Annotated in this window: 26 protein-coding genes and 1 tRNA gene; 14 read left to right on the top strand and 13 right to left on the bottom strand. The window is 61.7% G+C overall.

The genetic code is table 11. The annotated features are described in order from the left end of the window. Window positions 1-34: 34 nt before the first annotated feature. Window positions 35-1,099 (bottom strand): ferrochelatase, encoded by a 1,065-nt coding sequence (gene hemH / locus MVC20_RS17810; protein ID WP_297543830.1) that lies wholly within the window; start codon window positions 1,097-1,099, stop codon window positions 35-37. 59 nt (window positions 1,100-1,158) lie between these two features. Beyond that, on the bottom strand, window positions 1,159-1,977 hold the full coding sequence (locus MVC20_RS17805) for an SAM-dependent methyltransferase (protein WP_297543828.1): 819 nt from the start codon (window positions 1,975-1,977) through the stop codon (window positions 1,159-1,161). A gap of 14 nt (window positions 1,978-1,991) precedes the next feature. Between MVC20_RS17805 and MVC20_RS17800 the strand changes: the two genes are divergently transcribed. From MVC20_RS17800 to MVC20_RS17785, 4 genes are read left to right on the top strand one after another with little or no spacing between them, the layout of a single operon-like run. Further along, window positions 1,992-2,723 (top strand): ComF family protein, encoded by a 732-nt coding sequence (locus MVC20_RS17800; protein WP_297543827.1) that lies wholly within the window; start codon window positions 1,992-1,994, stop codon window positions 2,721-2,723. Window positions 2,724-2,755: 32 nt separating this feature from the next. Beyond that, window positions 2,756-3,013, top strand: a complete 258-nt coding sequence (gene grxC / locus MVC20_RS17795; RefSeq protein ID WP_008282716.1) for a glutaredoxin 3 — start codon at window positions 2,756-2,758, stop codon at window positions 3,011-3,013. 5 nt (window positions 3,014-3,018) lie between these two features. Beyond that, window positions 3,019-3,849: a carbon-nitrogen hydrolase family protein gene (locus MVC20_RS17790; protein WP_297543825.1), complete on the top strand. Its 831-nt coding sequence runs from the start codon at window positions 3,019-3,021 to the stop codon at window positions 3,847-3,849. Continuing rightward, entirely contained in the window at window positions 3,850-4,290 is a 441-nt protein-coding gene (locus MVC20_RS17785) for a MarR family transcriptional regulator (RefSeq protein WP_297543823.1), read from the top strand. Window positions 4,291-4,313: 23 nt separating this feature from the next. Here the strand turns inward: MVC20_RS17785 and MVC20_RS17780 are convergent, their stop codons facing one another. After that, entirely contained in the window at window positions 4,314-4,490 is a 177-nt protein-coding gene (locus MVC20_RS17780) for a hypothetical protein (RefSeq protein ID WP_297543821.1), read from the bottom strand. A gap of 68 nt (window positions 4,491-4,558) precedes the next feature. Between MVC20_RS17780 and MVC20_RS17775 the strand changes: the two genes are divergently transcribed. Then, window positions 4,559-6,082 carry an anti-phage dCTP deaminase gene (locus MVC20_RS17775; protein WP_297543820.1) on the top strand — a complete coding sequence of 508 codons (1,524 nt, stop codon included), beginning with the start codon at window positions 4,559-4,561 and terminating at the stop codon, window positions 6,080-6,082. Here MVC20_RS17775 and ubiG read toward each other — a convergent pair. Further along, window positions 6,074-6,829 carry a bifunctional 2-polyprenyl-6-hydroxyphenol methylase/3-demethylubiquinol 3-O-methyltransferase UbiG gene (gene ubiG, locus MVC20_RS17770; RefSeq protein ID WP_297543817.1) on the bottom strand — a complete coding sequence of 252 codons (756 nt, stop codon included), beginning with the start codon at window positions 6,827-6,829 and terminating at the stop codon, window positions 6,074-6,076. The genes MVC20_RS17775 and ubiG overlap by 9 nt on opposite strands. 48 nt (window positions 6,830-6,877) lie before the next feature. Between ubiG and pip the strand changes: the two genes are divergently transcribed. Both pip and zapE read left to right on the top strand, forming a co-directional pair. Next, window positions 6,878-7,855, top strand: a complete 978-nt coding sequence (gene pip, locus MVC20_RS17765) for a prolyl aminopeptidase (RefSeq protein ID WP_297543815.1) — start codon at window positions 6,878-6,880, stop codon at window positions 7,853-7,855. Between the two features lie 4 nt (window positions 7,856-7,859). After that, a complete protein-coding gene (gene zapE, locus MVC20_RS17760) occupies window positions 7,860-8,921 on the top strand; it encodes a cell division protein ZapE (RefSeq protein ID WP_297543812.1) in 1,062 nt (353 codons plus the stop codon). Here zapE and MVC20_RS17755 read toward each other — a convergent pair. Genes MVC20_RS17755 through tsaD form a run of 4 tightly spaced genes read right to left on the bottom strand, consistent with a single transcriptional unit; the run spans window position 8,918 to window position 11,656 of the window. Next, window positions 8,918-9,337, bottom strand: coding sequence for an EVE domain-containing protein (locus MVC20_RS17755; RefSeq protein ID WP_297543810.1), 420 nt, complete (start codon window positions 9,335-9,337; stop codon window positions 8,918-8,920). The two genes, zapE and MVC20_RS17755, sit on opposite strands and share 4 nt — an antisense overlap. Continuing rightward, window positions 9,337-9,606 (bottom strand): YciI family protein, encoded by a 270-nt coding sequence (locus tag MVC20_RS17750; RefSeq protein WP_297543808.1) that lies wholly within the window; start codon window positions 9,604-9,606, stop codon window positions 9,337-9,339. The genes MVC20_RS17755 and MVC20_RS17750 overlap by 1 nt, the downstream gene beginning before the upstream one ends. Next, window positions 9,606-10,562, bottom strand: coding sequence for an NAD(P)H-dependent glycerol-3-phosphate dehydrogenase (locus tag MVC20_RS17745; protein ID WP_297543806.1), 957 nt, complete (start codon window positions 10,560-10,562; stop codon window positions 9,606-9,608). Before MVC20_RS17745 ends, MVC20_RS17750 begins: the two co-directional genes overlap by 1 nt. Next, window positions 10,559-11,656, bottom strand: coding sequence for a tRNA (adenosine(37)-N6)-threonylcarbamoyltransferase complex transferase subunit TsaD (gene tsaD, locus MVC20_RS17740; protein ID WP_297543804.1), 1,098 nt, complete (start codon window positions 11,654-11,656; stop codon window positions 10,559-10,561). The genes MVC20_RS17745 and tsaD overlap by 4 nt, the downstream gene beginning before the upstream one ends. 73 nt (window positions 11,657-11,729) lie before the next feature. Between tsaD and MVC20_RS17735 the strand changes: the two genes are divergently transcribed. The 5 genes from MVC20_RS17735 (at window position 11,730) to MVC20_RS17715 (ending at window position 15,744) form a co-directional block, all read left to right on the top strand. Further along, window positions 11,730-12,461 carry a uroporphyrinogen-III synthase gene (locus tag MVC20_RS17735; RefSeq protein ID WP_297543802.1) on the top strand — a complete coding sequence of 244 codons (732 nt, stop codon included), beginning with the start codon at window positions 11,730-11,732 and terminating at the stop codon, window positions 12,459-12,461. A gap of 48 nt (window positions 12,462-12,509) precedes the next feature. Then, window positions 12,510-13,718, top strand: coding sequence for a mitofilin family membrane protein (locus tag MVC20_RS17730; RefSeq protein WP_297543800.1), 1,209 nt, complete (start codon window positions 12,510-12,512; stop codon window positions 13,716-13,718). Window positions 13,719-13,737: 19 nt separating this feature from the next. Continuing rightward, window positions 13,738-15,198 (top strand): heme biosynthesis HemY N-terminal domain-containing protein, encoded by a 1,461-nt coding sequence (locus MVC20_RS17725; RefSeq protein ID WP_297543798.1) that lies wholly within the window; start codon window positions 13,738-13,740, stop codon window positions 15,196-15,198. Between the two features lie 44 nt (window positions 15,199-15,242). Next, window positions 15,243-15,318 (top strand) — tRNA-Thr (locus MVC20_RS17720). A gap of 114 nt (window positions 15,319-15,432) precedes the next feature. Next, a complete protein-coding gene (locus MVC20_RS17715; RefSeq protein ID WP_363320825.1) occupies window positions 15,433-15,744 on the top strand; it encodes an AbrB family transcriptional regulator in 312 nt (103 codons plus the stop codon). Between the two features lie 46 nt (window positions 15,745-15,790). Here the strand turns inward: MVC20_RS17715 and MVC20_RS17710 are convergent, their stop codons facing one another. From MVC20_RS17710 to MVC20_RS17690, 5 genes are all read right to left on the bottom strand, one after another. Further along, window positions 15,791-16,438: an aspartate/glutamate racemase family protein gene (locus MVC20_RS17710; RefSeq protein ID WP_297543793.1), complete on the bottom strand. Its 648-nt coding sequence runs from the start codon at window positions 16,436-16,438 to the stop codon at window positions 15,791-15,793. Next, the gene (locus MVC20_RS17705; protein WP_297543791.1) at window positions 16,435-17,271 is read right to left on the bottom strand and encodes an ABC transporter permease; all 837 of its coding nucleotides are present in this window, start codon (window positions 17,269-17,271) and stop codon (window positions 16,435-16,437) included. The genes MVC20_RS17710 and MVC20_RS17705 overlap by 4 nt, the downstream gene beginning before the upstream one ends. A gap of 1 nt (window position 17,272) precedes the next feature. Continuing rightward, window positions 17,273-18,139: an ABC transporter permease gene (locus tag MVC20_RS17700; RefSeq protein WP_297543790.1), complete on the bottom strand. Its 867-nt coding sequence runs from the start codon at window positions 18,137-18,139 to the stop codon at window positions 17,273-17,275. Window positions 18,140-18,239: 100 nt separating this feature from the next. Then, window positions 18,240-19,520, bottom strand: coding sequence for an extracellular solute-binding protein (locus MVC20_RS17695; protein WP_297543788.1), 1,281 nt, complete (start codon window positions 19,518-19,520; stop codon window positions 18,240-18,242). Between the two features lie 51 nt (window positions 19,521-19,571). Then, window positions 19,572-20,546 carry an ABC transporter ATP-binding protein gene (locus MVC20_RS17690; RefSeq protein ID WP_297543786.1) on the bottom strand — a complete coding sequence of 325 codons (975 nt, stop codon included), beginning with the start codon at window positions 20,544-20,546 and terminating at the stop codon, window positions 19,572-19,574. Window positions 20,547-20,795: 249 nt separating this feature from the next. Between MVC20_RS17690 and MVC20_RS17685 the strand changes: the two genes are divergently transcribed. Continuing rightward, entirely contained in the window at window positions 20,796-21,482 is a 687-nt protein-coding gene (locus MVC20_RS17685) for a GntR family transcriptional regulator (RefSeq protein ID WP_297543784.1), read from the top strand. Then, complete coding sequence (locus tag MVC20_RS17680) at window positions 21,479-22,312, top strand: GNAT family N-acetyltransferase (RefSeq protein ID WP_297543782.1); 834 nt, start codon at window positions 21,479-21,481, stop codon at window positions 22,310-22,312. Before MVC20_RS17685 ends, MVC20_RS17680 begins: the two co-directional genes overlap by 4 nt. The last annotated feature ends 70 nt before the right edge of the window (window positions 22,313-22,382 follow it).

The raw sequence follows: 22,382 nt of genomic DNA, 5'->3' as shown, positions 1-22,382 counted from the left end.
CACTGCCTTTTTTTTGTGCGTGACAGTGCGCCGCTTAGTCGAGCCAGCCCTTGAGGTTGTTCTCGACGATGGAGGACAGCGCCGTGATATGCGCGTCGTCGTCGTTGAGGCAGGGAATATAGGTGAACTCTTCGCCGCCTGCTTCTTCAAAGCTCTCGCGGATTTCCTCGTTGATCTCTTCCAGTGTTTCGATGCAATCGGCGGAAAAGGCGGGGGCCATCACGGCAATGCGTTTCTTGCCGTCTTCTCGGGCTAGGCGCGCGACCTCGTCCACGGTATAGGGCTTGAGCCATTCCTCGGGGCCAAAGACCGACTGGAATGTCGTGGTGATCTCGGTGTCGGCCCAGCCGAGCCGTTCCTTGAGCAGGCGGGTCGTTTTCTGGCACTGGCAGTGATAGGGATCACCCTGCATCAGATAGCGCTTTGGCATCCCGTGATAGGACACGACTAGGATTTCGGGCCGCTTTTCGACCGCGGCATAGGCGCGCTCGACCGATTGCGCCAGCGCCTCGATATAAAGCGGGTTCTCGAAATAGGGTTCGACCACGCGCGCGATGGGCTGCCATGTCTCATCCATCAGGGCGCGAAAGAACTGGTCGTTCGCGGTGGCCGAGGTGGCACCGGCGTAATGCGGATACAGCGGGAAGAAGAGGATTCGCGTGCAGCCCGCCTCAACCATCTGGCGCACCTTGGATTTGGTCGAGGGGTTGCCGTAGCGCATGCAGAAATCGACCATGACCTGATCGCCATAGCGGGCCTGCATGGCGGCCGCCATCTTGGTGGTCTGGTCGCGGGTGATGGTCATCAGGGGGCTTTCGCCCTTTTCCTCGTTCCAGATGGATTTATAGGCGTGCCCGCTGGTAAACGGCCGCTTGGTCAGGATGATGAGCTGCAAGAGCGGTTGCCATTTCCACGGGCTGTAGTCGATCACCCGGCGGTCCGAAAGGAACTCGTTGAGATAGCGGCGCATCGGCCAGTAGGAGTAGTGATCCGGCGTCCCGAGATTGGCCAAGAGCACGCCGGTTTTCGCGCGCGGCACCTTGGGGTGATCGGCGGCGGCATGTTCTGGGCGGGCGGCATCATGGCTGGCGTCAAGCATGGCTTGGTCATTCCTGTGAGTTCCGGGACAGGGGTGACATATAGGCTGTGCCCGAAAGGTCAATCTTTGAGCGGATTTTCCACCGCGCCAAGCGCATCGGCGAGCCGCGCGCTGGCCGATCCGGGGCGCAGCGGCTGGGGCTGGCTGGCGTCGGGGGACCAGCCGGTGAGAAAGATCATCTCGAACGTCGCGGGAACGCGCCCGTCGTCGGTGCCAAAGGCATGTGCATATATCTCGCAGGCGCGGCGCAGCATATGGGGCCGGGTCAGAGTGCGGGGGCGTGCCGTCATGGCGTTGGTTTCGCCCATGGCGCGCAGGTCGCGCATGAGGGCCAGAGGATCGGCATAGCTGGTGCGGAGCGGAAGGGTATCGGCAACCGGCAGGGTGAGGCCCGCGCGCTGCATCAACCCACCCAGATCGCGGATCTCGGCCATGGGCAGGACACGGGGCGAGAGGCCGCCGCGCACCTCTGCCTCGGCCTGCGCCAGCGCGCTGCGCAGTTCATGAAGCGTGCCGCCGCCAAAGAGCGCGACAAGCAAAAGGCCATCGGGGCGCAACGCGCGCCGCGCCTGAATGAGCTGGCCCACGGGGTCATTGGCCCACTGCAGGCAGAGCGCGTGAACGACCAGGTCATGCGCGCCGGGCTCCAGGTTCAGCACCTCGTCATCCGGCACGATCCGCGCTTCGGGAAAGCGGGATTGCCAGAATTGCGGAAATCCCGTCACCACGGCGGGCGCGGTAAAGGATTTGTTAACCAGGCTCAGGCGATCCTCGACCTCATCGGCGGCGATCTCGTGCAGGAAAAGGGCCGGGGCGCGCTGGGCGCGCTGGCGGTTGCGACTGAGGGCGGCACGGTCGGTGAGGGGCGTTTGGGTCATGGGGCAAGAATAGAGTGCTGGCAGAGGCTTTTCAAACGGCGGTTCGCCTGGTCTATCCGGCGCGGTGCACGCTCTGTGGCGCGGTGGTGGATAGCGATTTTGGCCTCTGTGGTCCGTGCTGGCGCGATACGCCGTTCATCTCGGGGCTGGTCTGCGACACCTGTGGCGTGCCTCTGCCCGGTGAGGCGCATGTTGGGGTGGACCATTGCGACGAGTGTTTGCGCATGGCGCGGCCCTGGGCACAGGGGCGCGCGGCGATGCGCTATCACGAGAACGGGCGCAAGCTGATCCTGATGCTCAAGCATGGGGACCGGCATGATGTGGTGCGCCCGGCGGCGAAATGGATGGCGCGGGCGGCGCAGCCCCTGTTGCGGCCCGATACATTGATTGCGCCGATACCGCTGCACTGGATGCGGATGCTGTCGCGGCGGTTCAATCAATCCGCGCTCTTGGCACAGGGTCTGGCGCGCGAGACCGGATTGCCCTGGTGCCCCGACCTCCTGACACGGTTGAAACGCACCCAGAGCCTGAAGGGTCTGAGTGTCGAGGCGCGGCACGCCATGTTGACCGATGCGATTCGGGTCACGGCGCGACATCGGGGATTGATTGCGGGCCGCTCCATTCTGATCGTGGATGATGTGATGACCTCGGGGGCGACGCTCTCGGTGGCGGCGCAGGCATGTATTTCAGCGGGTAGCGGTGATGTGAGCGTTGTGACACTGGCGCGCGCCGCCAAGGATGCCTAAGTTCGCGCCAGTGCGAACCGGGGACCCCAATCATGAAACCAGTGGAAATCTATACATCGCCGCTCTGCGGATTCTGCCATTCGGCCAAGCGTCTGTTGCAGAAGAAGGGCGTCAACTTTTCGGAAATCAACGTGCTGGCGCAGCCGGCGCGCAAATCCGAGATGATGAAGCGCGCCAATGGCCGCCATACCGTGCCGCAGATCTTTATCGGCACCACCCATGTCGGCGGCTGTGACGATCTCTATGCGCTGGAACAGGCGGGCAAGCTTGACGCGCTGTTGCGCGGGTGAGGGCGATGCGCGCCGCTCTTTTGCAGCTGAACAGCAGCGATGATCCAGAGGCCAATCTGGCGATCACGCTGGCTATGATGGACACGGCGATTGCGCAGGGGGCGGAGTTTATCCTGACCCCCGAGGTCACGAATTGTGTTTCGGGCAGCCGCGCGCATCAGAATTCCGTGCTGCATCCTGAAGAGAGCGATCCGACTTTGGCGGGCCTGCGTGCGCGTGCGGCAGAGGCGGGTGTCTGGCTCTTGATCGGGTCGCTCGCGCTCCGGACCGATGATCCGGATGGGCGCTTTGCCAATCGGTCGTTCCTGATCGGGCCGGATGGCGGCATTGTCGCGCGCTATGACAAGATCCACATGTTCGATGTGGATGTCAGCCCCGAGGAAACCTATCGCGAATCGGATGGGTTTCGCCCCGGGGATCGGGCGGTTGTCGCCGATATGCCGCTGGGCAAGCTGGGGATGACGATCTGTTATGACGTGCGTTTCCCGCATCTGCACCGCGCCCTGGCACAGGCGGGGGCCACGATCCTGACGGTGCCGGCGGCGTTTTCCTACGTCACGGGTGCTGCGCATTGGGAGGTGCTGTTGCGCGCCCGTGCGATCGAGACCGGTTGTTTCGTGCTGGCCCCGGCACAGACCGGCACCCATGCCGCGACATCGGGCCGCACCCGTCAGACCCATGGGCACAGTATGGTTGTGGCACCATGGGGAGAGGTTCTGGCCGATGGCGGTGTCGAACCGGGCATCGTGATGGTTGATCTTGACCCCGATGCGGTGGCACAAGCGCGCAGGCGCGTGCCTTCGCTGCGCCATGACCGAGCGTTTGACGGGCCCTGAATGACCGATACGACCAGCAATTCCCTTGCCGTGGCGCTCTTTAGCGAGATTCTGACGAATGAGCAGTTGATCCGCAGCCGCCTGACACGGGTTTTGCCAAAAGGCATGGAAATCTCGCATTTCTCGGTGCTGAACCATCTGGCGCGGATCGGGGACGAACGCAGCCCGGCGCAGTTGGCCAAAAGCTTTCACGTCACACGCGGGGCGATGACCAATACGCTGAGCAAGCTGGAATGGGCGGGATATGTGCACATCCGCCCCGATTGGGACGATGCGCGGCGCAAGATGGTGGCGATCAGCCCCTCGGGCCGTCAGGCGCGCGATGCCGCGATGGCCGCGATCACGCCGATGGTGTCGGACCTGATCCGCGATCTGGGCGAAGACCGCGTGCGCGCCAGCCTGCCGGTGTTGCGCGAATTGCGGGCGCGGCTGGATATATGAAAAATATTACTTAACGCTTGAGTTCAAGAGATCTCTTCTTTTTCGCCAATCAATGGCTCTTCCGTCTCCAGCTTATCAGCAACTTTCTTTGCCCGATCATAATCTTCGCGCTTTCCATCGCTAAGCTGCTCGAAGCGCTCCAGAGTTTTCCTCAAGGAAGAAGTGAAGTCAAACTTCAACGCCTGTGGTTGTACTGACATGTTGCTCTCCCTGTCTTTTGGGCATTACAACATACACTAGCGAAGTTGTGAATCCACAAAGTGAACACATGAAAAATTTAATGGTAACAGACCCTGAGCTTGTAATCGGCTTAGTCGGTCGGCTTGGCGTAGATACGAAGAATGTCTCAAAGCTTGTTTCTGAGCAGCTACGCGCACTCCATTACGAGAGCGTCACAATTAAGATTACTGATTACCTCAAGACTAAGAAATTTGAGATCCCTGTAAATGATCAAAAAATTGAAGAGCGATATCGATCATATATCGACGCATGTAACCACATTAGAGAGAAAGCAAATAGAAACGATTTTTTCGTTTCATATGCCATACAGCGTATAATCAACGAACGCTCTACTGTCACTGGGTCTGAAACTGAACCGGCCCCTCGGAGAGCTTATATTATTGATCAAATCAAACGACCAGAAGAGGCGGAAGCTTTCAGAAAAGTTTATGGCAAACAGTTTGTACTAATATCTTGTCATATGACAATTGATCGGCGCGTGGACACACTTTCAAGAAAGATAGCAGAAGGCCATGCCGAGTTACCAAAGTTTAAAGAATGGGAAACCGAGGCGAAAAGTCTAATCGCGCGAGATGAGAACGAATCGAACAAGCCATATGGCCAGCGTGTTGCAGACGTTTTTCCACAAGCGGATGTTATCGTTAGTGCTGATAAAAATGATGAGATAAAGAACGGACTAAGGCGATTTTTCGAAGCACTTTTTGGAAATTTTAGAGTTTCTCCAACAAAGAGCGAATTTTTACAAAACATAGCTTTTCAATCAGCTTTGACATCGTGTGACACCGCTCGACAAGTTGGTGCGGTAACATCGAGAGATGGGGACATAATTTCCACTGGCTTCAACGAAGCCCCAAAAGCGTTTGGCGGAACTTACTGGGCTGAAGACGGAGAGGATGGAAGAGACATCTATCTTGGAAAAGATATTAATACCGTACGAAAGCGCCATATGGTGATTGATATAGTACGGACGCTTCTGGATGCAAAATTGTTAGTTGCATCGAAAATAGATTTGGACCGACTCGAAGAACAAATGCTTGACGGTGAAAATGCGCCCTTGAAGAAAACACAAATAATGGACACGTTGGAGTATGGTAGGGCAGTACACGCTGAGATGGCGGCCATTACATCAGCTGCAAGACTTGGCTTGAGCCTCAAGGGCGCGAGTTTACATTGCACTACTTTTCCATGTCATAATTGCTCTAAGCATATAGTTGCCTCAGGAATTAAAACGGTTTTCTACCTAGAGCCTTACGATAAGAGTTTTACCGATCAACTACATCCAGACTCTGTGGAGATCGACACATCAAAGCCGTCACAAGACAAGGTTCAGTTCAGGCAATTCGTCGGCATCACACCAAACCGGTACGCAGACATTTTTGCAAAAAGTAAACTCAAAGATAAAAAAGGCACTGTCGTGGATTGGGATAAAGCACGATCCCAGCCAATAATTGGAAAATTGGACCAAGCCCATATTGACAGAGAAGTTCTATTTCAAAAAGAGCTTGTGGATAGTATTGGCCCGTCTATTCAACAATATTTAGGTTTAGCATGAAGATAATCTCTTCACACTCGCTGTCACGTAATTCACGCTCAGGTCCCGGTCCGACAGGCGCCAGCCCCAGGTGATCGGGTTGAACACGAATCCCTTGCGATCCACGGGATCGAGCCCGGCGTTGCGCAAGAGATCGTATAGCTCGTCCGGCGTGATGAACTTGGACCAGTCATGCGTGCCCTTGGGCAGCCAGCGCATGACATATTCCGCGCCGACGATGGCCATGGCATAGCTCTTGGGGTTGCGGTTGATGGTCGAGCAGACATGCAGCCCGCCCGGTTTCAATAGCTGTTGGCAGGCCGTGAGATAGGTCAGCGGATCGGCCACATGCTCGACCACTTCCATGTTGAGCACTACGTCGAACTGTTCGCCCGCTGCGGCCAGATCCTCGGCCGTGGTGTGGCGATAGTCGATGTCGAGCCCGGATTGCGCGGCATGGACCTGTGCGACGGGGATGTTGCGCGGTGCGGCATCGGCGCCCACCACGGTGGCACCCAGACGCGCCATCGGTTCGCTCAAAAGGCCGCCACCGCAGCCGATATCGAGCAGGCGTAGCCCGGCAAAGGGGGTCGTGCCCCGCAGATCACGGTCGAACTCGGCGGCGATTTGCGCGGTGATATAATCCAGCCGACAGGGGTTGAGCATGTGCAGGGGCTTGAATTTCCCGTTGGGATCCCACCATTCCGCTGCCATCGCCTCGAACTTGGCAACCTCGGTGGGATCAATCGTGCTCTGAGCGGCTTGCATTCTGCTCTCCATATGCTCTTTTGGTCTCGCGGCTTATATAGGACATTCATGGACAAATTCTCAGGCCAAAAGAGCGCAGTGCAATATCTCCACCCCCCGGTCGAGCCCTTTGACCGGCAAATGCTGGATGTGGGCGACGGGCATAGCGTCTATATGGAGCAATCGGGCCGCCCCGATGGCCTGCCGGTGATCGTGCTGCATGGCGGCCCGGGGGGCGGATGCAGCCCGGCCATGCGGCGTTATTTCGATCCGGAGGTCTATCGGATCATCCTGTTTGATCAGCGTGGCTGTGGTCGCTCGCGCCCGCATGCCAGCGTCGAGGCGAACACGACGTGGCATCTGGTGGCCGATATCGAGCTGATTCGCCGAACCCTGGGCATCGAGCGTTGGATCGTGTTCGGTGGCAGTTGGGGGGCGACGCTGGCGCTGATTTATGCGCAGACGCATCCCGCGCCGGTGCAGCATCTGGTGCTGCGCGGGGTTTTCACCATGACAGAGGCGGAATTGCACTGGTTCTATGGGGGCGGTGCCGGGGCCTTTTGGCCGGAAACCTGGGCACGGTTCGTCGCGTTGATCCCCGAAGACGAGCGGGATGACCTGATTGCCGCCTATCACCGGCGCCTCTTTTCCGGCAACCTGAGCGAGGAAGTCACCCATGCCAAGGCATGGTCCGCCTGGGAGAACGCGCTGGCGACGGTGCATTCAACAGGCGTGGGTGGCGATAGCCCCGCCGATTACGCCCGCGCCTTTGCCCGGCTTGAGAATCACTATTTCACCCATCGCGGATTTCTGGATCACGATGGTCAGATTCTGGCTGACATGCCCCGGATCGCCCATATTCCGGGCACCATCGTGCAGGGGCGGTATGACATGATATGCCCGCCGGTGACGGCGCATCGGCTGGCGGAACGTTGGCCGGGGGCCGATCTGCGGATGATCCCCGTGGCGGGCCATGCCCTGTCAGAGCCGGGGATCAGCGCCGAATTGGTCGGCGTCATGCAAAAGCTGGCGCGCGGCAGTCGCTAGGCCGATGGAAACCCTGCCCGATATTTATGCCCGCCTTGTGGCCGATGGCAAACTGACGCCCGATCCGGCGCAAGAGTCGCTCTTGCCGGAGTTCGAGCGGATTCGGCTGGCTCTGGACGAGGCCCCGCGCAAAGGCTGGTTTCGCCGTGCGCCAGAGCCGCCCAAGGGTCTCTATATCTGGGGCGGGGTCGGGCGCGGCAAATCCATGCTGATGGATCTCTTTGTGAGCACGCTGGCGGTGCCAAACCGGCGGGTGCACTTTCATGCCTTCATGCAGGAAATCCATGCCGGATTGCATGCCGCGCGTGCCCGCAACGAGACGGATGCGCTGGCCCCGGTGGCGGCAGAGGTGGCGAAATCGGTGCGGCTTCTGGCCTTTGACGAGATGCAGATAAGCGACATCACCGATGCGATGATCGTGGGGCGGCTCTTCGAGGCGCTCTTTGCGGCGGGGGTCGTGGTGGTCACGACCTCGAACCGGGTGCCGGATGATCTCTACAAGAACGGGCTCAACCGGCAGCTTTTCCTGCCGTTCATCGATCTCTTGAAAGAGCGGATGATCATTCACGAAATGGTCAGCCCGACCGATTACCGCCAGGATCGTCTGACCGGCAGCCCAAGCTATTTCACACCTGTGAATGCCGAGAGTCGGGCCGAAATAGAGACGATATGGCAGGATTTGACCCAAGGGCGCGGCGGGTCGCACACGATCATCGTCAACAAGCGGGCGGTGGAGATTCCGGCGTTTCACAATGGCGTGGCGCGGGCGACCTTCTATGACCTGTGCGGCAATCCCTTGGGGCCGGCGGATTATCTGGCCCTGGCCGAGGCGGCGCGCGTGCTGATCCTCGAAAACATCCCGCAGATGGGGCGCAGCAACTTTAACGAGGCCAAGCGCTTTGTCACGCTGATCGACGCGCTTTACGAGGCGCGGGTGCGGCTGATCTGTTCGGCGGCGGCGGTGCCGGAATATCTCTATATCGAAGGCGAGGGATCGTTCGAGTTCGAGCGCACCGCCAGCAGGATGCGCGAAATGCAGTCCGAAGGCTGGGGCAAAGAGGCTTAGCCCGAAAGCCCCGCCATATCGCAGATCACGCGCCATTCCTCTGCCGTGACCGGCTGCACCGAGAGGCGGGAATTTTTCACCAGCACCATATCGGCCAGACGCGGATCGGATTTGATGGTGTCCAGTGTCACGGGCGTCTTGGCGGTTTCAATCGCCTTGATGTCCACACATTCCCAACGCGGATCGTCGGATTTGCTGTCGGGGTGGGCGGTGGCGATCACCTCGACCGTGCCGACCACGGCCTTTTCGCTCTGGGAGTGGTAGAAAAAGCCGCGATCGCCCAAGGCCATCTCGCGCATGAAATTACGCGCCTGATAGTTGCGCACGCCGTCCCATTCCTCGCCTGCGTCACCCTTGGCCAACTGGTCCTGCCAGCCCCAGGTCGAGGGTTCGGATTTGAACAGCCAGTAGCGCATCAGATGACCTTTTTCCACGGAATGAGCTCGACATTGGCGAAAAGCCCGGCCTTGGCATAGGGATCGTTTGCGGCCCAATCCTGTGCGGCCTGCATATCGGCCACGTCGAGGATGACGAGCGAGCCGATCATCTGGCCTGCGTCATCGAGCAGGGGACCGGCCTGAGAGACAACGCCGGTTTCCTTGAGATAGGCAACATGCGCGTCGCGCGTGTCGAGACGGGTTTGCAGGGCGCCGGCTTTGTCGCGGGCAATCAGGGCAATGAGCATCATTCTTCCTTTAGTGGACGTGAGAGCAGCATATCCATCGCCTGCGCCACGCGCAATTCGCCTGTGACAAGCGCGGTGACGGCATGGGTGATGGGCATATCCAGGCCGAGCGCGCGCGCCCGGGCCAGCACGGCGCGCGCGGTGGCGGCACCCTCGACCGTGATGGTGGGATCGAAATCCGCGCCTTGGCCGATGCTGAGGCCATAGCGGTAATTGCGCGACTGGTCAGAGGTGCAGGTCAGCGCCAGATCGCCAAAGCCCGAGAGGCCCGCGAGCGTCTGGGGCTGCGCGCCCAAGGCGGCGGCAAGGCGGTTCATCTCGGCAAAGCCACGGGTCATCAGAGCGGCGCGCGCGCTCTCGCCCAGACCGGCGCCGATGACGGCCCCACAGGCGATGGCGATCACGTTCTTGAGCGCGCCACCCAGCTCTGCGCCGAGAGTGTCGGTGGCGCGGTAGAGGCGCAGGGTGGGCGTGGTCAGGGCGCGTTGCAGCATCTGGCCGGTGGCCTCATCGGCACAGGCGAGCGTCAGCGCCGTGGGCAGGCCAAGTGCGATGTCGCGGGCAAAGCTGGGACCGGTGAGGATGGCAGGGGTCGCCGACGGACAGACGCGCGCAATAAGGCCGGTGGGACCAAGGCCGGTGGTCAGGTCCATGCCCTTGCAGCAGGCGACGAGCGGGCGATGGCCGAGGGCGTCGGCATGATTTGAGAGAAAACCGCCCAAGGTCTGCATCGGCGCGGCAAGAAGGCACGGGGTGTCGCCCTCGGGCAGCGGCCCGCTGAGGATGGTCACGGCGTCGGGCAGGACGATGCCGGGCAGGCGGCGGGCATTCTCGCGGGTGGCTTGCATTTCAGCGGCGTGCGCGGCGTCACGTGCCCAGAGCATGACCGGGCCATTCTGCGCCAGAGTCACCGCAAGGGCGGTGCCGAATGCGCCTGCGCCACAGACAAGGATCATGCCTTGGCCCCTTTCTTGCCGCTGCCCAGCATGGCAGGGCTGGTGTGGTCCAAGGGCCAGCGCGGGCGGGCGGCAAGGGTCATGTCATCCTGGTGGCCAAGCGCCAGAAGCTCTGCCCCGGCATAGGCGATCATCGCGGCATTGTCCGTGCAAAGCGCCAGCGGAGGCGCGACAAAGGCTGCGCCCATTTCGGCGGCAACAGTCTCTAACTCAGCGCGAATGGCGGTATTTGCAGCGACCCCCCCGGCCACGGCGATCACCGGCGTTGCCGGTGCCTCTTGCAGATAGAGCGCCAGCGCGCGGCGGGTTTTCTCGGCCAGAACGTCGCGCACGGCGGCCTGAAACCCGGCGCAGAGATCGGCGCGGTCCTGCCGTGTCAGCCCGGATTTCGCGGTCACGATTTCATCGCGGGCGCGCAGAAGGGCAGTTTTCAGCCCGGAAAAGGACATATCGCAGCCGGGACGGTCGAGCAAAGGCCGGGGAAAGCGAAAGCGGTTGGGATCGCCCTGCATCGCCGCGCGTTCCACATTGGGACCGCCCGGTTGCGGCAGCCCCAAGAGGCGCGCGGTCTTGTCGAACGCCTCGCCGGGGGCGTCGTCGATGGTGCCGCCAAGGCGGGTGAAATCATCCGCACCGCGCACGATCAGGAACTGGCAATGCCCGCCAGAGACCAGCAGCATCAGATAGGGATAGGCCACGCGATGCGTCAGGCGCGGGGTCAGCGCATGACCGGCAAGGTGGTTGACGCCAATGAGCGGCAGACCCGCGCCCGCCGCAATCCCCTTGGCGCACATGACACCGGCGATCACCCCGCCAATGAGACCGGGGCCAGAGGTAACGGCCACCGCCCCCAGATCGCGCAGCCCAAGGTGCGCCGCGTTCAGCGCCTCGCGCACGCAGACATCCAGTTTTTCCGCATGGGCGCGCGCCGCGATTTCCGGCACAACCCCGCCGAACTCGGCATGGAGCGCGGTCTGGCCATGAACGACGGAGGAGAGGATTTCCGGGGCGCCATCCGCGTCAATGCGCAGCACCGCAGCGGCGGTATCGTCGCAGCTGCTCTCAAGTCCCAGGAGGATCAAAGGCTCTGTCATCGCGGCCATGCGTTGCGTGAAGGGTGCAAGGCAGGTAACACCGAATGAGGCAGGCAACAACTCTGGATGGGCCATGAGCGTTACGATCCTGATCACCCGGCCCGGCCCCGAGGCGCGCCGCATGGCCGATGAGGCACAAGCGCTTTGCGATGGGGTGGCTGTCGTGATCTCGCCGGTGATGCAGATCGTCTATGAGGGGGTGTTGCCCGAGATGTCGGGGGGCGAGGTTCTGATCTTTACTTCGCGCCATGGGGTCGAAGGATTTTGCCGCCTCAGTGCGCAGCGCGATTTCGCCTGTTACGCGGTGGGCGATGCCACGGCAGAGGCGGCAGAGGCGCAGGGGATGCGTGCGATTTCCGCCGGGGGCGATGCCGAGGCGCTCTTGGCGCGGATCGCGGCAGACAAGGCGCACGGGCCGTTCGTGCATCTGCGGGGGGCTCATGTCGCGGCGGATATTGCCGGGGCGCTCAGGGCGGCGGGGCATCTGGCGCGCGATGCCGTGGTTTACGATCAGGTCGAAGTTGCGCTAAGCGCCGAGGCGCAGGCGCTCTTGCAGGGTGCGGAGCCGGTTGTCTTGCCGCTGATGTCGCCCCGGACCGCCCGGATCGTGCTGGGTCAGGCGGGGCCGATCGCCGCCCCGCTTTTCATCGCGGCCATAAGCCGCAAGGTGGCGGATATCGTGCCCGAGGGTATGGCGCAGCGCGTGGATATTGCCGAAACGCCGGATTTGCCCGCGATCCTCGCGGTGGTTCAACGGCAGGCGCAGATGGCCAAGCGGCTTGAGGGCGGAAAACGACCGCAGTAAGGTCAGGTTGACAGGGACGTGTGGTGAGATTCGAAAGGATGGCGCAAGGTGGCTGACAAGAAGCAAGCTCCGAAAGAACCGGTTGAGGCAGAAGCTCTGCCGGATGACAAGGCGCCGGAGGCGGAGCAAGCAACTGTCGTAGAGCCCGACGTGTCGGACGCAGACCGCCCTGAAAGCAACGAGGTGCAGGACGCCACCGAAGAAGCTGTCACTGGGGCAGACGACAGCAACCCCGAGGATGAGCCCGCCGAAGATCGCGCGCCGGAGGTTCCCGGCGCGATCTATGTCGGCACCGATGCGCCAGAGGCAGAGCCGGTCGCCATGGTCAAGACCGAGCAGGTGATCGTGCGCCAGGGCGGATTCTGGTCGATGCTGCTGGGCGGTGTGGTGACGGCTGGGCTGGGTGTTGCGGCGGCCCCCTATGTGCTGCCCCCGTCGTGGTTTGCCCCGGAAGAGAGCGGTGTCGAGGCCGCACTCGCGGACCAGGAGGCGCGTCTGACCGCGCTGCGCACCGATCTGGAGGCTCTGCCGGCCGCGCCCGATCTGAGTGGCGAGATCGACGGGTTGAGCCAGACATTGACCGCCCTCACCGGGCAGATCGCCGATCTGGAAGGGCGGATCGCCGCGCTTGAATCGCGCCCGGCGGCGGAGGGCGGTGGCGTGCCCGTGGCCGAGATCGAGCAGTTGCGCGCGTCGCTTGCGGCGCAGGCGGCCCAGGTCGAAGAGCTGCGCGCGGCGGCGGATGCGCAGGCGGCCGCCGCTCGTGACAGTGCCGTGGCCACGCTGCGCCGCGCCGCGCTGACACAGGTGCGCACCGCGCTCGACACGGGAAGCGAGTTTGCGCCGGCGCTGAGCGAGTTGCGCGACACCGGCGCCGAGGTGCCCGACGTGCTGGCCGAGCAGGCCGAAACCGGCGTGCCGACCGAGGTCGCGTTGATCGAGACATTCCCCGAGGCGGCGCGCGCAGCGCTCGCCGCCGCCCGCGCCGAGAGCGGCGATGCGGTGGCCGGTGTCGGCGGCTTTCTCAAGAGCCAGCTCGGCATCCGCTCTCTCAGTCCGCAGGAAGGGGATGACCCGGACGCGGTGCTGTCGCGCGCCGAGGCAGCCCTGGCCGAGGGTCGCCTGAGCGAGGCGCTGAGCGAGATCGAGACGCTGCCCGAGGCTGCGCGCGCCCCCCTTGAGGCTTGGGTCGCCCAGGCCAAGCGCCGCCAAGAGGCGCTGGCCGCCGCAGCGGCCCTGGCTGAAAAAGTGAATTGAACGAGAAAAGGCGAACGCCATGCTTTGGTCGATTATCAAGATAGCGGTTTTCATTGCCCTCGTGGCGGGCGTGACGCTGGGGGCGAGCTTTTTGCTCGAGCTCGATGGCGGCGTGCGGATCGTCATGGCAGGGGTCGAGATCAACCTCACACCGATCAAGGCGGTGATCGCGCTGGGCGTGCTGGTCTTTGCCATCTGGCTTTTGATGAAGTTGACAGGCCTTGTCGTCGCCTCGCTGCGGTTCATCAACGGCGATGAAACCGCGCTCTCGCGCTATTTCGACCGGAGCCGTCAAGAGAAGGGCTATCGCGCGCTTTCCGAAGGGATGCTGGCGCTCGCCTCGGGCGAGGGGGACGTGGCCATGGCGCAGGCCGCCAAGGCCGAGAAATATCTGCGCAAGCCGGCGCTGACCAACCTCATCACCGCACAGGCCGCCGAGATGGCGGGCAACGGACGCAAGGCCGAAGAGGTTTACAAGCAGCTTCTGACCAATGAGAAAACCCGCTTTGTCGGTGTGCGCGGCATCTTGCGGCAAAAGCTGGCGCAGGGCGATACCGAGACCGCGCTGAAGCTGGCCAAGACGGCCTTCGCGCTCAAGCCGCGCCATGGCGAGGTGCAGGACACCTTGCTCGAGTTGCAGGCCAAAGCCGCGGATTGGAAGGGCGCGCGTGCGACCCTGAATGCCAAGCTGAAATACGGCAGCCTGCCGCGCGATGTGCACAAGCGGCGGGATGCGGTGCTGGCCCTGTCCGAGGCACGCGACGTGCTTGACGAGGGCAAGACCATCGAGGCGCGCGAGGCCGCCATCGAGGCCAATCGCCTCTCGCCCGATCTCATTCCGGCGGCGGTGCTGGCGGCGCGCGGCTATCTCGACCAGGGCAACACGCGCAACGCGCTGCGGGTGATCAACAAGGCGTGGCTCGTGCATCCGCATCCCGATCTGGCGGCGGCCTTTGCGGCGATCGAGCCGAACGAGTCACCGCGCCAGCGGCTGAAACGCTTTGCCAAGCTTCTCAAGGTGCATCCCGATCACCGCGAAACCCGGTTGCTCGAGGCGGAATTGAATCTGGCGGCAGAGGATTTTCCCGCCGCGCGCCGCGCGCTGGGCACGCTGGCCGAGGTCGAGCCGGACGCGCGCGCGCTGACCATCATGGCGGCCATCGAGCGGGGCGAAGGTGCGCCCGATGCGGTGGTCAAGGGCTGGCTCGCACGGGCCCTGTCGGCGCCGCGCGGGCCGCAATGGGTCTGTGACAAATGCCAGCATATCCATGCCGAATGGGCGCCCGCCTGCGAGAATTGCGACTCCTTCGACACGCTCAGCTGGCGCGCGCCGCCCAACAGCCCGATCGCCACGCCGACCGGGCTGGAAATGCTGCCGCTCATCGTCGGCGAGCTTGACGCACCCGCGACACAGTCCGATGACACGGTTCCCGACGCCGAGATCGTGACCGAGGACGACGCGGACAAGGGCGAAAAATAGGGCTTTTCCCCTGTCATACGCGGTGCTATAGCCCCGCCACCAGGGCCGCTGTAGCTCAGCTGGTAGAGCACGTCATTCGTAATGATGGGGTCGGGGGTTCGAGTCCCTTCAGCGGCACCACTTCCCTGTCCAAAATCATCCGATGATACGCGAAGTCACCTGCTGATAAGTGTTTTGCGCGGTGCCATCGGTTGTTCCTCATCCGAACACGCCGAGGCTTGGGCGGCGGGTTAGGTGGTGCGACAGGGTGCCGCCCTCAGCACACGAATGAGCCGAGTGACCGGAGATCAGGCAAGGCGCTATGCCATCGCGGGTCTCTCGATCGTGGCCGCCTCGCTTGTGATTTCCTTCGCCTTTGCGCTGGTCGCCCAGATGGTGACGGGTCTCTCGCTGGCTCAGGTCTGGATCGCCTATGCCCCCGGCGGGGTCGAGGCCATGGCCGCGATCGGGCTGTCGCTTGGATACGATCCCGCCTATGTGGCGGTGCATCACTTCGCGCGGATCTTCGCGCTGCTTCTCATTCTGCCTCTGGCGCTCCGTGTCTGACCAAGGTGCTGACAGGCAAGGCCACCGGCCGGTGTAGCATTGCCGGTCATTGCGCGCCCAAGGCCATGCACAGCCGGGCAGAGGCCGCGACGCCGTCGATCAACGGGATAGCGACGCGCGCCGCCAGGGACGCTCTGAGATGGGCCATGCCGGCACATCCAAGGATCGCGCAGCCTGCCCCGTCCTCGTCAATCGCGCGTTCGATTTCGGCGCTGATCCGGCCGATTACGGCTGGGCCGCCTTCGTCGATGACCAGAACCGGAAGCGCGCTGGCCCGTACCGACGCGCAGAGCGGCGCAAATCCGGACTGGCGGATATTCTCCTCGATCACCGGAACAGAGATCGCCATTGATGTGATGACTGAAAAGCGCAATCCCAGCAGATGAGCCATAACGTAGCTTGCCTGCCCGATGCCGATGACGGGGCAATCGACAACCGCCCGCGCCTGCGCCAGACCGGTATCGTCGAAGCACGCGATCACGATGGCCTCTGCGCCGCGCTGGCGGGCAATCGGCAGCAGATCCAGCAACCCCGGTATCGCGGCCTCTCCATCGTCCTGGCCCTGTATGGCGGCCGGTCCCGCGCTGTTGGTCAGTCCGAAGATCTCGGCCGAGGGCACGGCAGCCTGTGCCGCGGCGGCGATTCCATCCGTCATGGCTTCGGTCGAATTCGGGTTGATATAGGCGATTTTCATACGGCTTTTCCTGGGTCCGATCCTTTGTTTGCGCGGCGTTTGCCCATGACCCAGACAGCCAGAAGAAACACCCCGATTATGCTGAAGGAAAACAGTGTCGTCAGCGTTCCCAGCGCATAGATGACTGGCGTGGTGACATTCGTGGTCATCCCGAAAATCTCTAGCGGCAGGGTGTTGTAGCTGCCTGCGGTCAGCAGCGTGCGCGCGAATTCGTCGTAGCTGAGGGTGAAGCCGAACAATGCAACCCCGATCAACGATGGCGCGATGATCGGCAACACGACGAAACGCAGGGTCTGCCATGCTGTCGCACCTTGGTCGCGGGCGGCCTCTTCGTAGCTTTTGTCGAAGCGGTTAAAGACGGCGAACATGATCAGCAAACCAAAGGGCAAGGTCCATGTCAGTTGCGACCCGAAGCCTGACGTCGCCCAATGGATGCGCCAGCCGAACTGGTTGAAGATCAATCCAACGCCGAGCGAGATCAGGATCGAGGGTATGACCAGCGACGTGATCGCGGCGTAGAACACAAAGCCAGAGCCGAAGAACCGTTTGCGAAAGGCCAGCCCGGCCATCACCGACACGACGACGGTTGTGACCATCACCATCAGGCCAAGCGCAAAGCTGCGCCGGAACGCCCCCCAGATGTCGCCCACGGCCTGTTCTTGGAACAAGTCCCGGAACCAATGCAGGGATACGCCGTTCATCGGAAAGGTCAGCCCGCCCTGTGGCCCCTGGAAGCTGAGGATACCGATGGTCAGGATCGGGCCATACAGGAACAGCACGAAGAGCGCGAAGAACGCGGCGAGGATGTAGAAGCTGCGGGGCCGACGTTCCATGTCAAAGCTCTTTGCGAATGTTGACGAAGCGCAACAAGGTGGCGATCACGATCAGCACGGTGCAGAGCAGCACGACGGCGGTCGCGGCGGCGGAGGGGTATTGCAGCAGCCCGATGTCGTTCGAGATCAGCCGCCCGACATTGGCGCGCTGCGACCCGCTCATGAAGCGCACGGTGATGAAGTCGCCCATCACAAGCGTGACAACGAAAATCGTGCCGATCATGATGCCCGGCTTGGTCAGCGGAATGATGACATGCACGAGGGTTTGAAATCCGGATGCGCCATTGTCGCGCGCGGCCTCGAGCAGGGATTTGTCGATCCGCATCATGGTGTTGAAAATCGGAACCACCATGAACAGGGTATACAGGTGCACGAATGCAAGGATCACCGAAAAATCGGAATAGAGCAGCCATTCCAGCGGTTCGTCGATCACTCCCCAGGAAATGAGCGTCTGGTTGGCTATACCGTTGCGGCCCAGGAACGGGATCCACGAGATCATCCGGATGATGTTCGAGGTCCAGAACGGGATCGTGCAGATCAGGAACAGCGCGATCTGCATGGTCAGGCTGCGAACATGAAAGGCCAGGAAATACGCGACCGTGAACCCGATAACGAGCGTCAGCGCCCATGTGATGAGCGCATATTTCAACGTGGCGCCAAAGACCCGGTAGGTGACCGGAGAGCTGAAGAGAAACTCGTAATTGTCGAACTGGAACGCCGGATAGATCGAGAATTCGGTGGCTCCCCAGAAACTGACAGCCACGATCATGGCGATCGGCGCGATCAGAAATCCCACCAGCACGACGGTCAGTGGCAGCGCCTGAATCCAGCCCAGAACATGCCTGTTTCCTGTCAGTCGAGAAGCCATGTGCAGGCGCCTTTCCATCTGGCGGTCAGGGGATCGAATGATGTCCGGGGGGCAGGTTGCCCCCCGGCCAGAGCGCAGCGACACGCCGCAGCGAACGGACTCAGGCCGCGATGAACTCGTTCCATTTGCGGACCATGTATTGGTTCTCGTCCATCACGGCGTTCCAGCAGGCGACCGAACCCATACGGTCGAAGAAGGAACCGCCGTCGCGCACCTCGCCTGCTTGTGCCAGGGTGTCGCCAGTCGGAGAGGTGATCACGTCGGTCGCTTCCTTGCCTTCGAACCAGTAGCCCCACTCGTTCTCGGACATGAAGTTCTTCGAGGTTTCCGGCACGGCGGAATAATAGCCCTGACGCATCAGATAGCCGCCGACCCAGCCGGAGAGATACCAGTTGATGTAGTCATAGGCCGCGTCCAGCTCCATTCCCGACAAGGAGGATGACAGGCCGATGCCGCCGCCCCAGCTGCGATAACCTTCTTTCAGCGGCTGGTAGACACAGGGGATGCCGCGCGATTTGACGGCCGTGATGGCCGGTGACCACATGGATTGTATGACGACCTCACCCGAGGCCATCAGGTTCACCGACTCGTCGAAGGTTTTCCAGAAGGCCCGGAACTGTCCGGCGCGCTTGGCTTCCGTGAAGATCGCCATGGTCTTGTCGATTTCTTCGCGGGTCATGTTGCCCTTGTCGCCATACTGGATCTCACCCATAGCCTCGCAGACCATGGCCATGTCCATGATCCCGATGGAAGAGATGTCGAGGATCGACGCCTTGCCGCGGAATTCCGGGTTCAGAAGCTCTGTCCAGCTTTCGATGGGGCGATCGATCAGGTCGGGGCGGATACCCAGCGTGTCGGCGTTGTAGATGGTGGGGATCAACGTCATCCAGCCGGTCTCGCCTGTGGCGAAGGACGTGCCGCCGGGACCGTCGACAAAACCCACCGTATGCGGCGCGGTGCCCTGCGCTATGGTCGACTCCGGGGTCAGCTTGCCATCGCGGAAGATACCCACGATCTTGTCGTAATTGGCGATCCTTGAGGTATCCATGGCCTGCAGGTTGCCGGTCGGCCAGACCTTCTTGCAGATCCAGTATTCGATATCGGCAATATCGAAGCTGTCGGGCTGGGTCGCGGCACGTTGCGTCACGCTGTCGGAATCGAGCGCGGTCATTTCCAGCGTGAATCCAAGGTCTTCTTTCACCTTGTTGGCCACATCATTCAGGTTCGAAACGCCCGTGCCGAACTGGCGCAACACGATATCCTTCGTATCTTGCGCCCAGAGCATTGGTGCAGGCAGGGCAGAGGCGGCCAATGCGGCGCCGCTGGCTTTCAACAGAGAGCGCCGGGAATAGCCGACTTTGGGTTTTGCGAGTTTCGACATGTGTTTCATCCTTTTGGTTTGACAACTGGGGGACTTGAGGGTGCGGCCCTGTCAGGCCTCGAGGCGGTGAAGCCGCCTGTCGTCCCATGCGAGCCTGACGGCATCGCCGGGCGATTTGGGTGCCTTGAAAAACTGATCTTCCGGAAGCAGCGCGAGCACCTCGTCGCCGGTTTCCAGCTTCGAGGTGACAGCGACGGAGGCGCCTTGGTATTCCACCGCCAGGACGGTCGCCGGCAGGCCTTGCTCTGCGAGCGTGACGGCATCCGCCCGCACCGTTGCCTTGCCACCAGAGAGCGCAAGCACATTGTGCCCGCCGATGAAGCGGGCGACGAATTCGGTTCGCGGACTGGCCCAGACGGCCCGCGCGGGACCGGCCTGTTCGATGACGGCGTTGTTCATCACGACGATTTCGTCGGCGAGCGCCAGCGCTTCGTCCTGCCCGTGGGTGACGTGAATGAACGTGATCCCCAGCTCGCGTTGCAGTTTCTTCAACTCGGTCCGCATGCGTATGCGCAAGAACGGATCAAGCGCCGAAAGGGGTTCGTCCAGAAGCAGAACTTTGGGCTGCGTCACCAGCGCACGGGCCAGAGCCACGCGTTGTTGTTGACCGCCAGACAATTGCGCCGGAAGCCGGTCAGCCAGATGCGTCATGTCCACCAGTTCCAGCAATTCGCCCGCGCGGGCATGACGCGCCGCCTTATCAACCCCTTTCATCCGAAGAGAGAAGGCCACGTTGTCACGCACGGACAGGTGCGGAAACAGCGCATAGTTCTGAAACATCATGGCGGTGCCGCGCTGTGCGGGTGGCAGGTTTGACACCTCCTGACCGTCCAACACGATGGACCCTTCGCTTACATCCTCGTGCCCTGCGATCATGCGCAGAGTAGAGGATTTGCCGCATCCGGACGGGCCAAGAAGGCACACATAGCTGCCCTTGACGAAAACATGGTTCAGGTCGCGCACCGCCAGGGTGTCGCCATAGCGTTTCGTCAGGTGAACCAGTTCAAGATCGTATCCGGTCCGCATCAAAGCCCCCGTGCTGCGTGATGCAGGGAGCTTGGTCAGAACACAGAGGAAATCGCAGGGTTTTTGTCATGCAGCCCTGAGGAAAACAGGCTTCGCCAGTAATTTCAGCGCGGGCAAAAGCACTGTGCACAAAAAACAGCACAAAACTGTATACAATATTGTTGTGATCGTTGATCTGATGCCTGTGCTTGTTTCTGTTCAACCGAATCGGGCTAGGATACGCTGAGAGTGAACGAGGGACGGCAGGTCATGGAAACGATCGCAAGCAAGGGGTGGACCAGTGACATGGTGGTCGTCGACCTTGAGCGCGCGATCCATGAACACCGTTTGCCGCCCGGCACCAAGCTGGGCGAGGATGACCTGAGCGACGCCTATGGCATCAGCCGCACCATTGTCAGAGCCGCGCTTCTGGCGCTGTCGCATCGGCATCTTGTCGAGTTGCGGCGCAACCGGGGTGCCTTCGTCGCGCAGCCCTCGGTCCGCGAGGCACGCGAAGTGTTCGAGGCGCGTGCGCTTTTGGAACCGCGCACCGCGCATTCCGCGGCCCTTCGCATGACCGACAAAGGCCTTGCGATATTACAGGCGAATATCCGCGATGAACATGCGGCGCTGGACGCGGGTGAAAACGGGCGCGCACTGTTCCTGTCGGGCCAGTTCCATGTCGAAATCGCGCGCATCGCCGATCAAAGCACGATCGAGGCGTTCATATCGCAGCTGATCTCGCGGTCCTCGCTGATTATCGCTCTGTACTGGCGGCGGCGCGCGGCGTTGTGCGAAACGCAGGCGCATCATGCGTTGCTGGATGCTTTTGCGCGCAAGGATGGGGATGCGGCAGAGCAATTGATGAAAAGCCACCTGCTTGACCTTGTGACCTCGCTTGATCTGCGAAATGTCGCAGAGCCGCCAACCTCCCTGCGCGACGCGTTGAAGCGATGAGTGCCATCACATTCCACACCGCCCAATTGGCCGACCTGGCGCAGGTGCTCGACTGGGCCGCGCAAGAAGGGTGGAATCCGGGCCTCGAGGATGCCGAGGCGTTCCACGCCGCCGACCAGAACGGGTTCTTCTTGGCGAAGAGGGACGGACAGACCGTGGCAGCCATCTCTGTCGTCAATCACAACGACAGCTTTGCGTTCTTGGGTCTGTACCTGTGCCTCCCGGAATTTCGCGGGCGTGGGATTGGCTTTGCGCTGTGGCAACACGCCCTGAAGCATGCGGGTCAGCGCAGCATCGGATTAGACGGGGTGCCCGCGCAAGAAGCCAATTATGCGCGGTCAGGGTTTGTTTTCTCTGGTCGAACGCTACGGCTAAGTGGGCAAGTAAAGCCAGGACTGTCGGACTATCCAACGGCAACAAGCGCCGATTATCCCGAGCTGGAAAAGTTGGATGTCGCGGCAAATGGCCTGTTGCGGCCTCGGTTTCTCAGGTCATGGCTCGAGACCCGACCGACGCGCAAAACCATCGTGCTGCGCCAAGGTGGTGCGATCTCTGGCTTTGCGACGGCACGCATCTGCCGCGCGGGATGCAAGATCGGGCCCATCGTCGCCACCAGTGCCGAGGATGCCTACAGATTGGCGCGTGCTGCTGCGGGGGTTCTTGAACAGGACCGGGTCGTCATAGATGTGCCCGACACTGCCGCATCTTTCGCGGCGCTCTTGCGGCAGGACGGGTTCACAAACGATTTCAGCACCGCCCGCATGTTTCGCGGTCCGGCCCTGAAAAGCGGCGCCACCTTGCAAGCGGTCGCATCTCTGGAGCTTGGCTGATACAAGGCAATGTTCCGAATGCGCAGCGCGCGCTTCAGAAGAGCCCCGCCACACGAATGCGGCAGATCCG

Source organism: Roseovarius sp., assembly GCF_027019125.1.
GTDB lineage: Bacteria > Pseudomonadota > Alphaproteobacteria > Rhodobacterales > Rhodobacteraceae > Roseovarius.
Note: the sequence above shows the minus strand (reverse complement) of the source record. Positions and strands in the feature narration are given on the sequence as shown.

Excerpts from the sequence above, each read along its gene's own strand:
- hemH (WP_297543830.1), bottom strand. The coding sequence starts at position 1,099 with ATGCTTGACGCCAGCCATGATGCCGCCCGCCCAGAACATGCCGCCGCC.
- MVC20_RS17805 (WP_297543828.1), bottom strand. The coding sequence starts at position 1,977 with ATGACCCAAACGCCCCTCACCGACCGTGCCGCCCTCAGTCGCAACCGC.
- grxC (WP_008282716.1), top strand. The coding sequence starts at position 2,756 with ATGAAACCAGTGGAAATCTATACATCGCCGCTCTGCGGATTCTGCCAT.
- MVC20_RS17790 (WP_297543825.1), top strand. The coding sequence starts at position 3,019 with ATGCGCGCCGCTCTTTTGCAGCTGAACAGCAGCGATGATCCAGAGGCC.
- MVC20_RS17785 (WP_297543823.1), top strand. The coding sequence starts at position 3,850 with ATGACCGATACGACCAGCAATTCCCTTGCCGTGGCGCTCTTTAGCGAG.
- MVC20_RS17780 (WP_297543821.1), bottom strand. The coding sequence starts at position 4,490 with ATGTCAGTACAACCACAGGCGTTGAAGTTTGACTTCACTTCTTCCTTG.
- MVC20_RS17775 (WP_297543820.1), top strand. The coding sequence starts at position 4,559 with ATGAAAAATTTAATGGTAACAGACCCTGAGCTTGTAATCGGCTTAGTC.
- ubiG (WP_297543817.1), bottom strand. The coding sequence starts at position 6,829 with ATGCAAGCCGCTCAGAGCACGATTGATCCCACCGAGGTTGCCAAGTTC.
- pip (WP_297543815.1), top strand. The coding sequence starts at position 6,878 with ATGGACAAATTCTCAGGCCAAAAGAGCGCAGTGCAATATCTCCACCCC.
- zapE (WP_297543812.1), top strand. The coding sequence starts at position 7,860 with ATGGAAACCCTGCCCGATATTTATGCCCGCCTTGTGGCCGATGGCAAA.
- MVC20_RS17755 (WP_297543810.1), bottom strand. The coding sequence starts at position 9,337 with ATGCGCTACTGGCTGTTCAAATCCGAACCCTCGACCTGGGGCTGGCAG.
- MVC20_RS17750 (WP_297543808.1), bottom strand. The coding sequence starts at position 9,606 with ATGCTCATTGCCCTGATTGCCCGCGACAAAGCCGGCGCCCTGCAAACC.
- MVC20_RS17745 (WP_297543806.1), bottom strand. The coding sequence starts at position 10,562 with ATGATCCTTGTCTGTGGCGCAGGCGCATTCGGCACCGCCCTTGCGGTG.
- tsaD (WP_297543804.1), bottom strand. The coding sequence starts at position 11,656 with ATGACAGAGCCTTTGATCCTCCTGGGACTTGAGAGCAGCTGCGACGAT.
- MVC20_RS17735 (WP_297543802.1), top strand. The coding sequence starts at position 11,730 with ATGAGCGTTACGATCCTGATCACCCGGCCCGGCCCCGAGGCGCGCCGC.
- MVC20_RS17725 (WP_297543798.1), top strand. The coding sequence starts at position 13,738 with ATGCTTTGGTCGATTATCAAGATAGCGGTTTTCATTGCCCTCGTGGCG.
- MVC20_RS17710 (WP_297543793.1), bottom strand. The coding sequence starts at position 16,438 with ATGAAAATCGCCTATATCAACCCGAATTCGACCGAAGCCATGACGGAT.
- MVC20_RS17705 (WP_297543791.1), bottom strand. The coding sequence starts at position 17,271 with ATGGAACGTCGGCCCCGCAGCTTCTACATCCTCGCCGCGTTCTTCGCG.
- MVC20_RS17700 (WP_297543790.1), bottom strand. The coding sequence starts at position 18,139 with ATGGCTTCTCGACTGACAGGAAACAGGCATGTTCTGGGCTGGATTCAG.
- MVC20_RS17695 (WP_297543788.1), bottom strand. The coding sequence starts at position 19,520 with ATGTCGAAACTCGCAAAACCCAAAGTCGGCTATTCCCGGCGCTCTCTG.
- MVC20_RS17690 (WP_297543786.1), bottom strand. The coding sequence starts at position 20,546 with ATGCGGACCGGATACGATCTTGAACTGGTTCACCTGACGAAACGCTAT.
- MVC20_RS17685 (WP_297543784.1), top strand. The coding sequence starts at position 20,796 with ATGGAAACGATCGCAAGCAAGGGGTGGACCAGTGACATGGTGGTCGTC.
- MVC20_RS17680 (WP_297543782.1), top strand. The coding sequence starts at position 21,479 with ATGAGTGCCATCACATTCCACACCGCCCAATTGGCCGACCTGGCGCAG.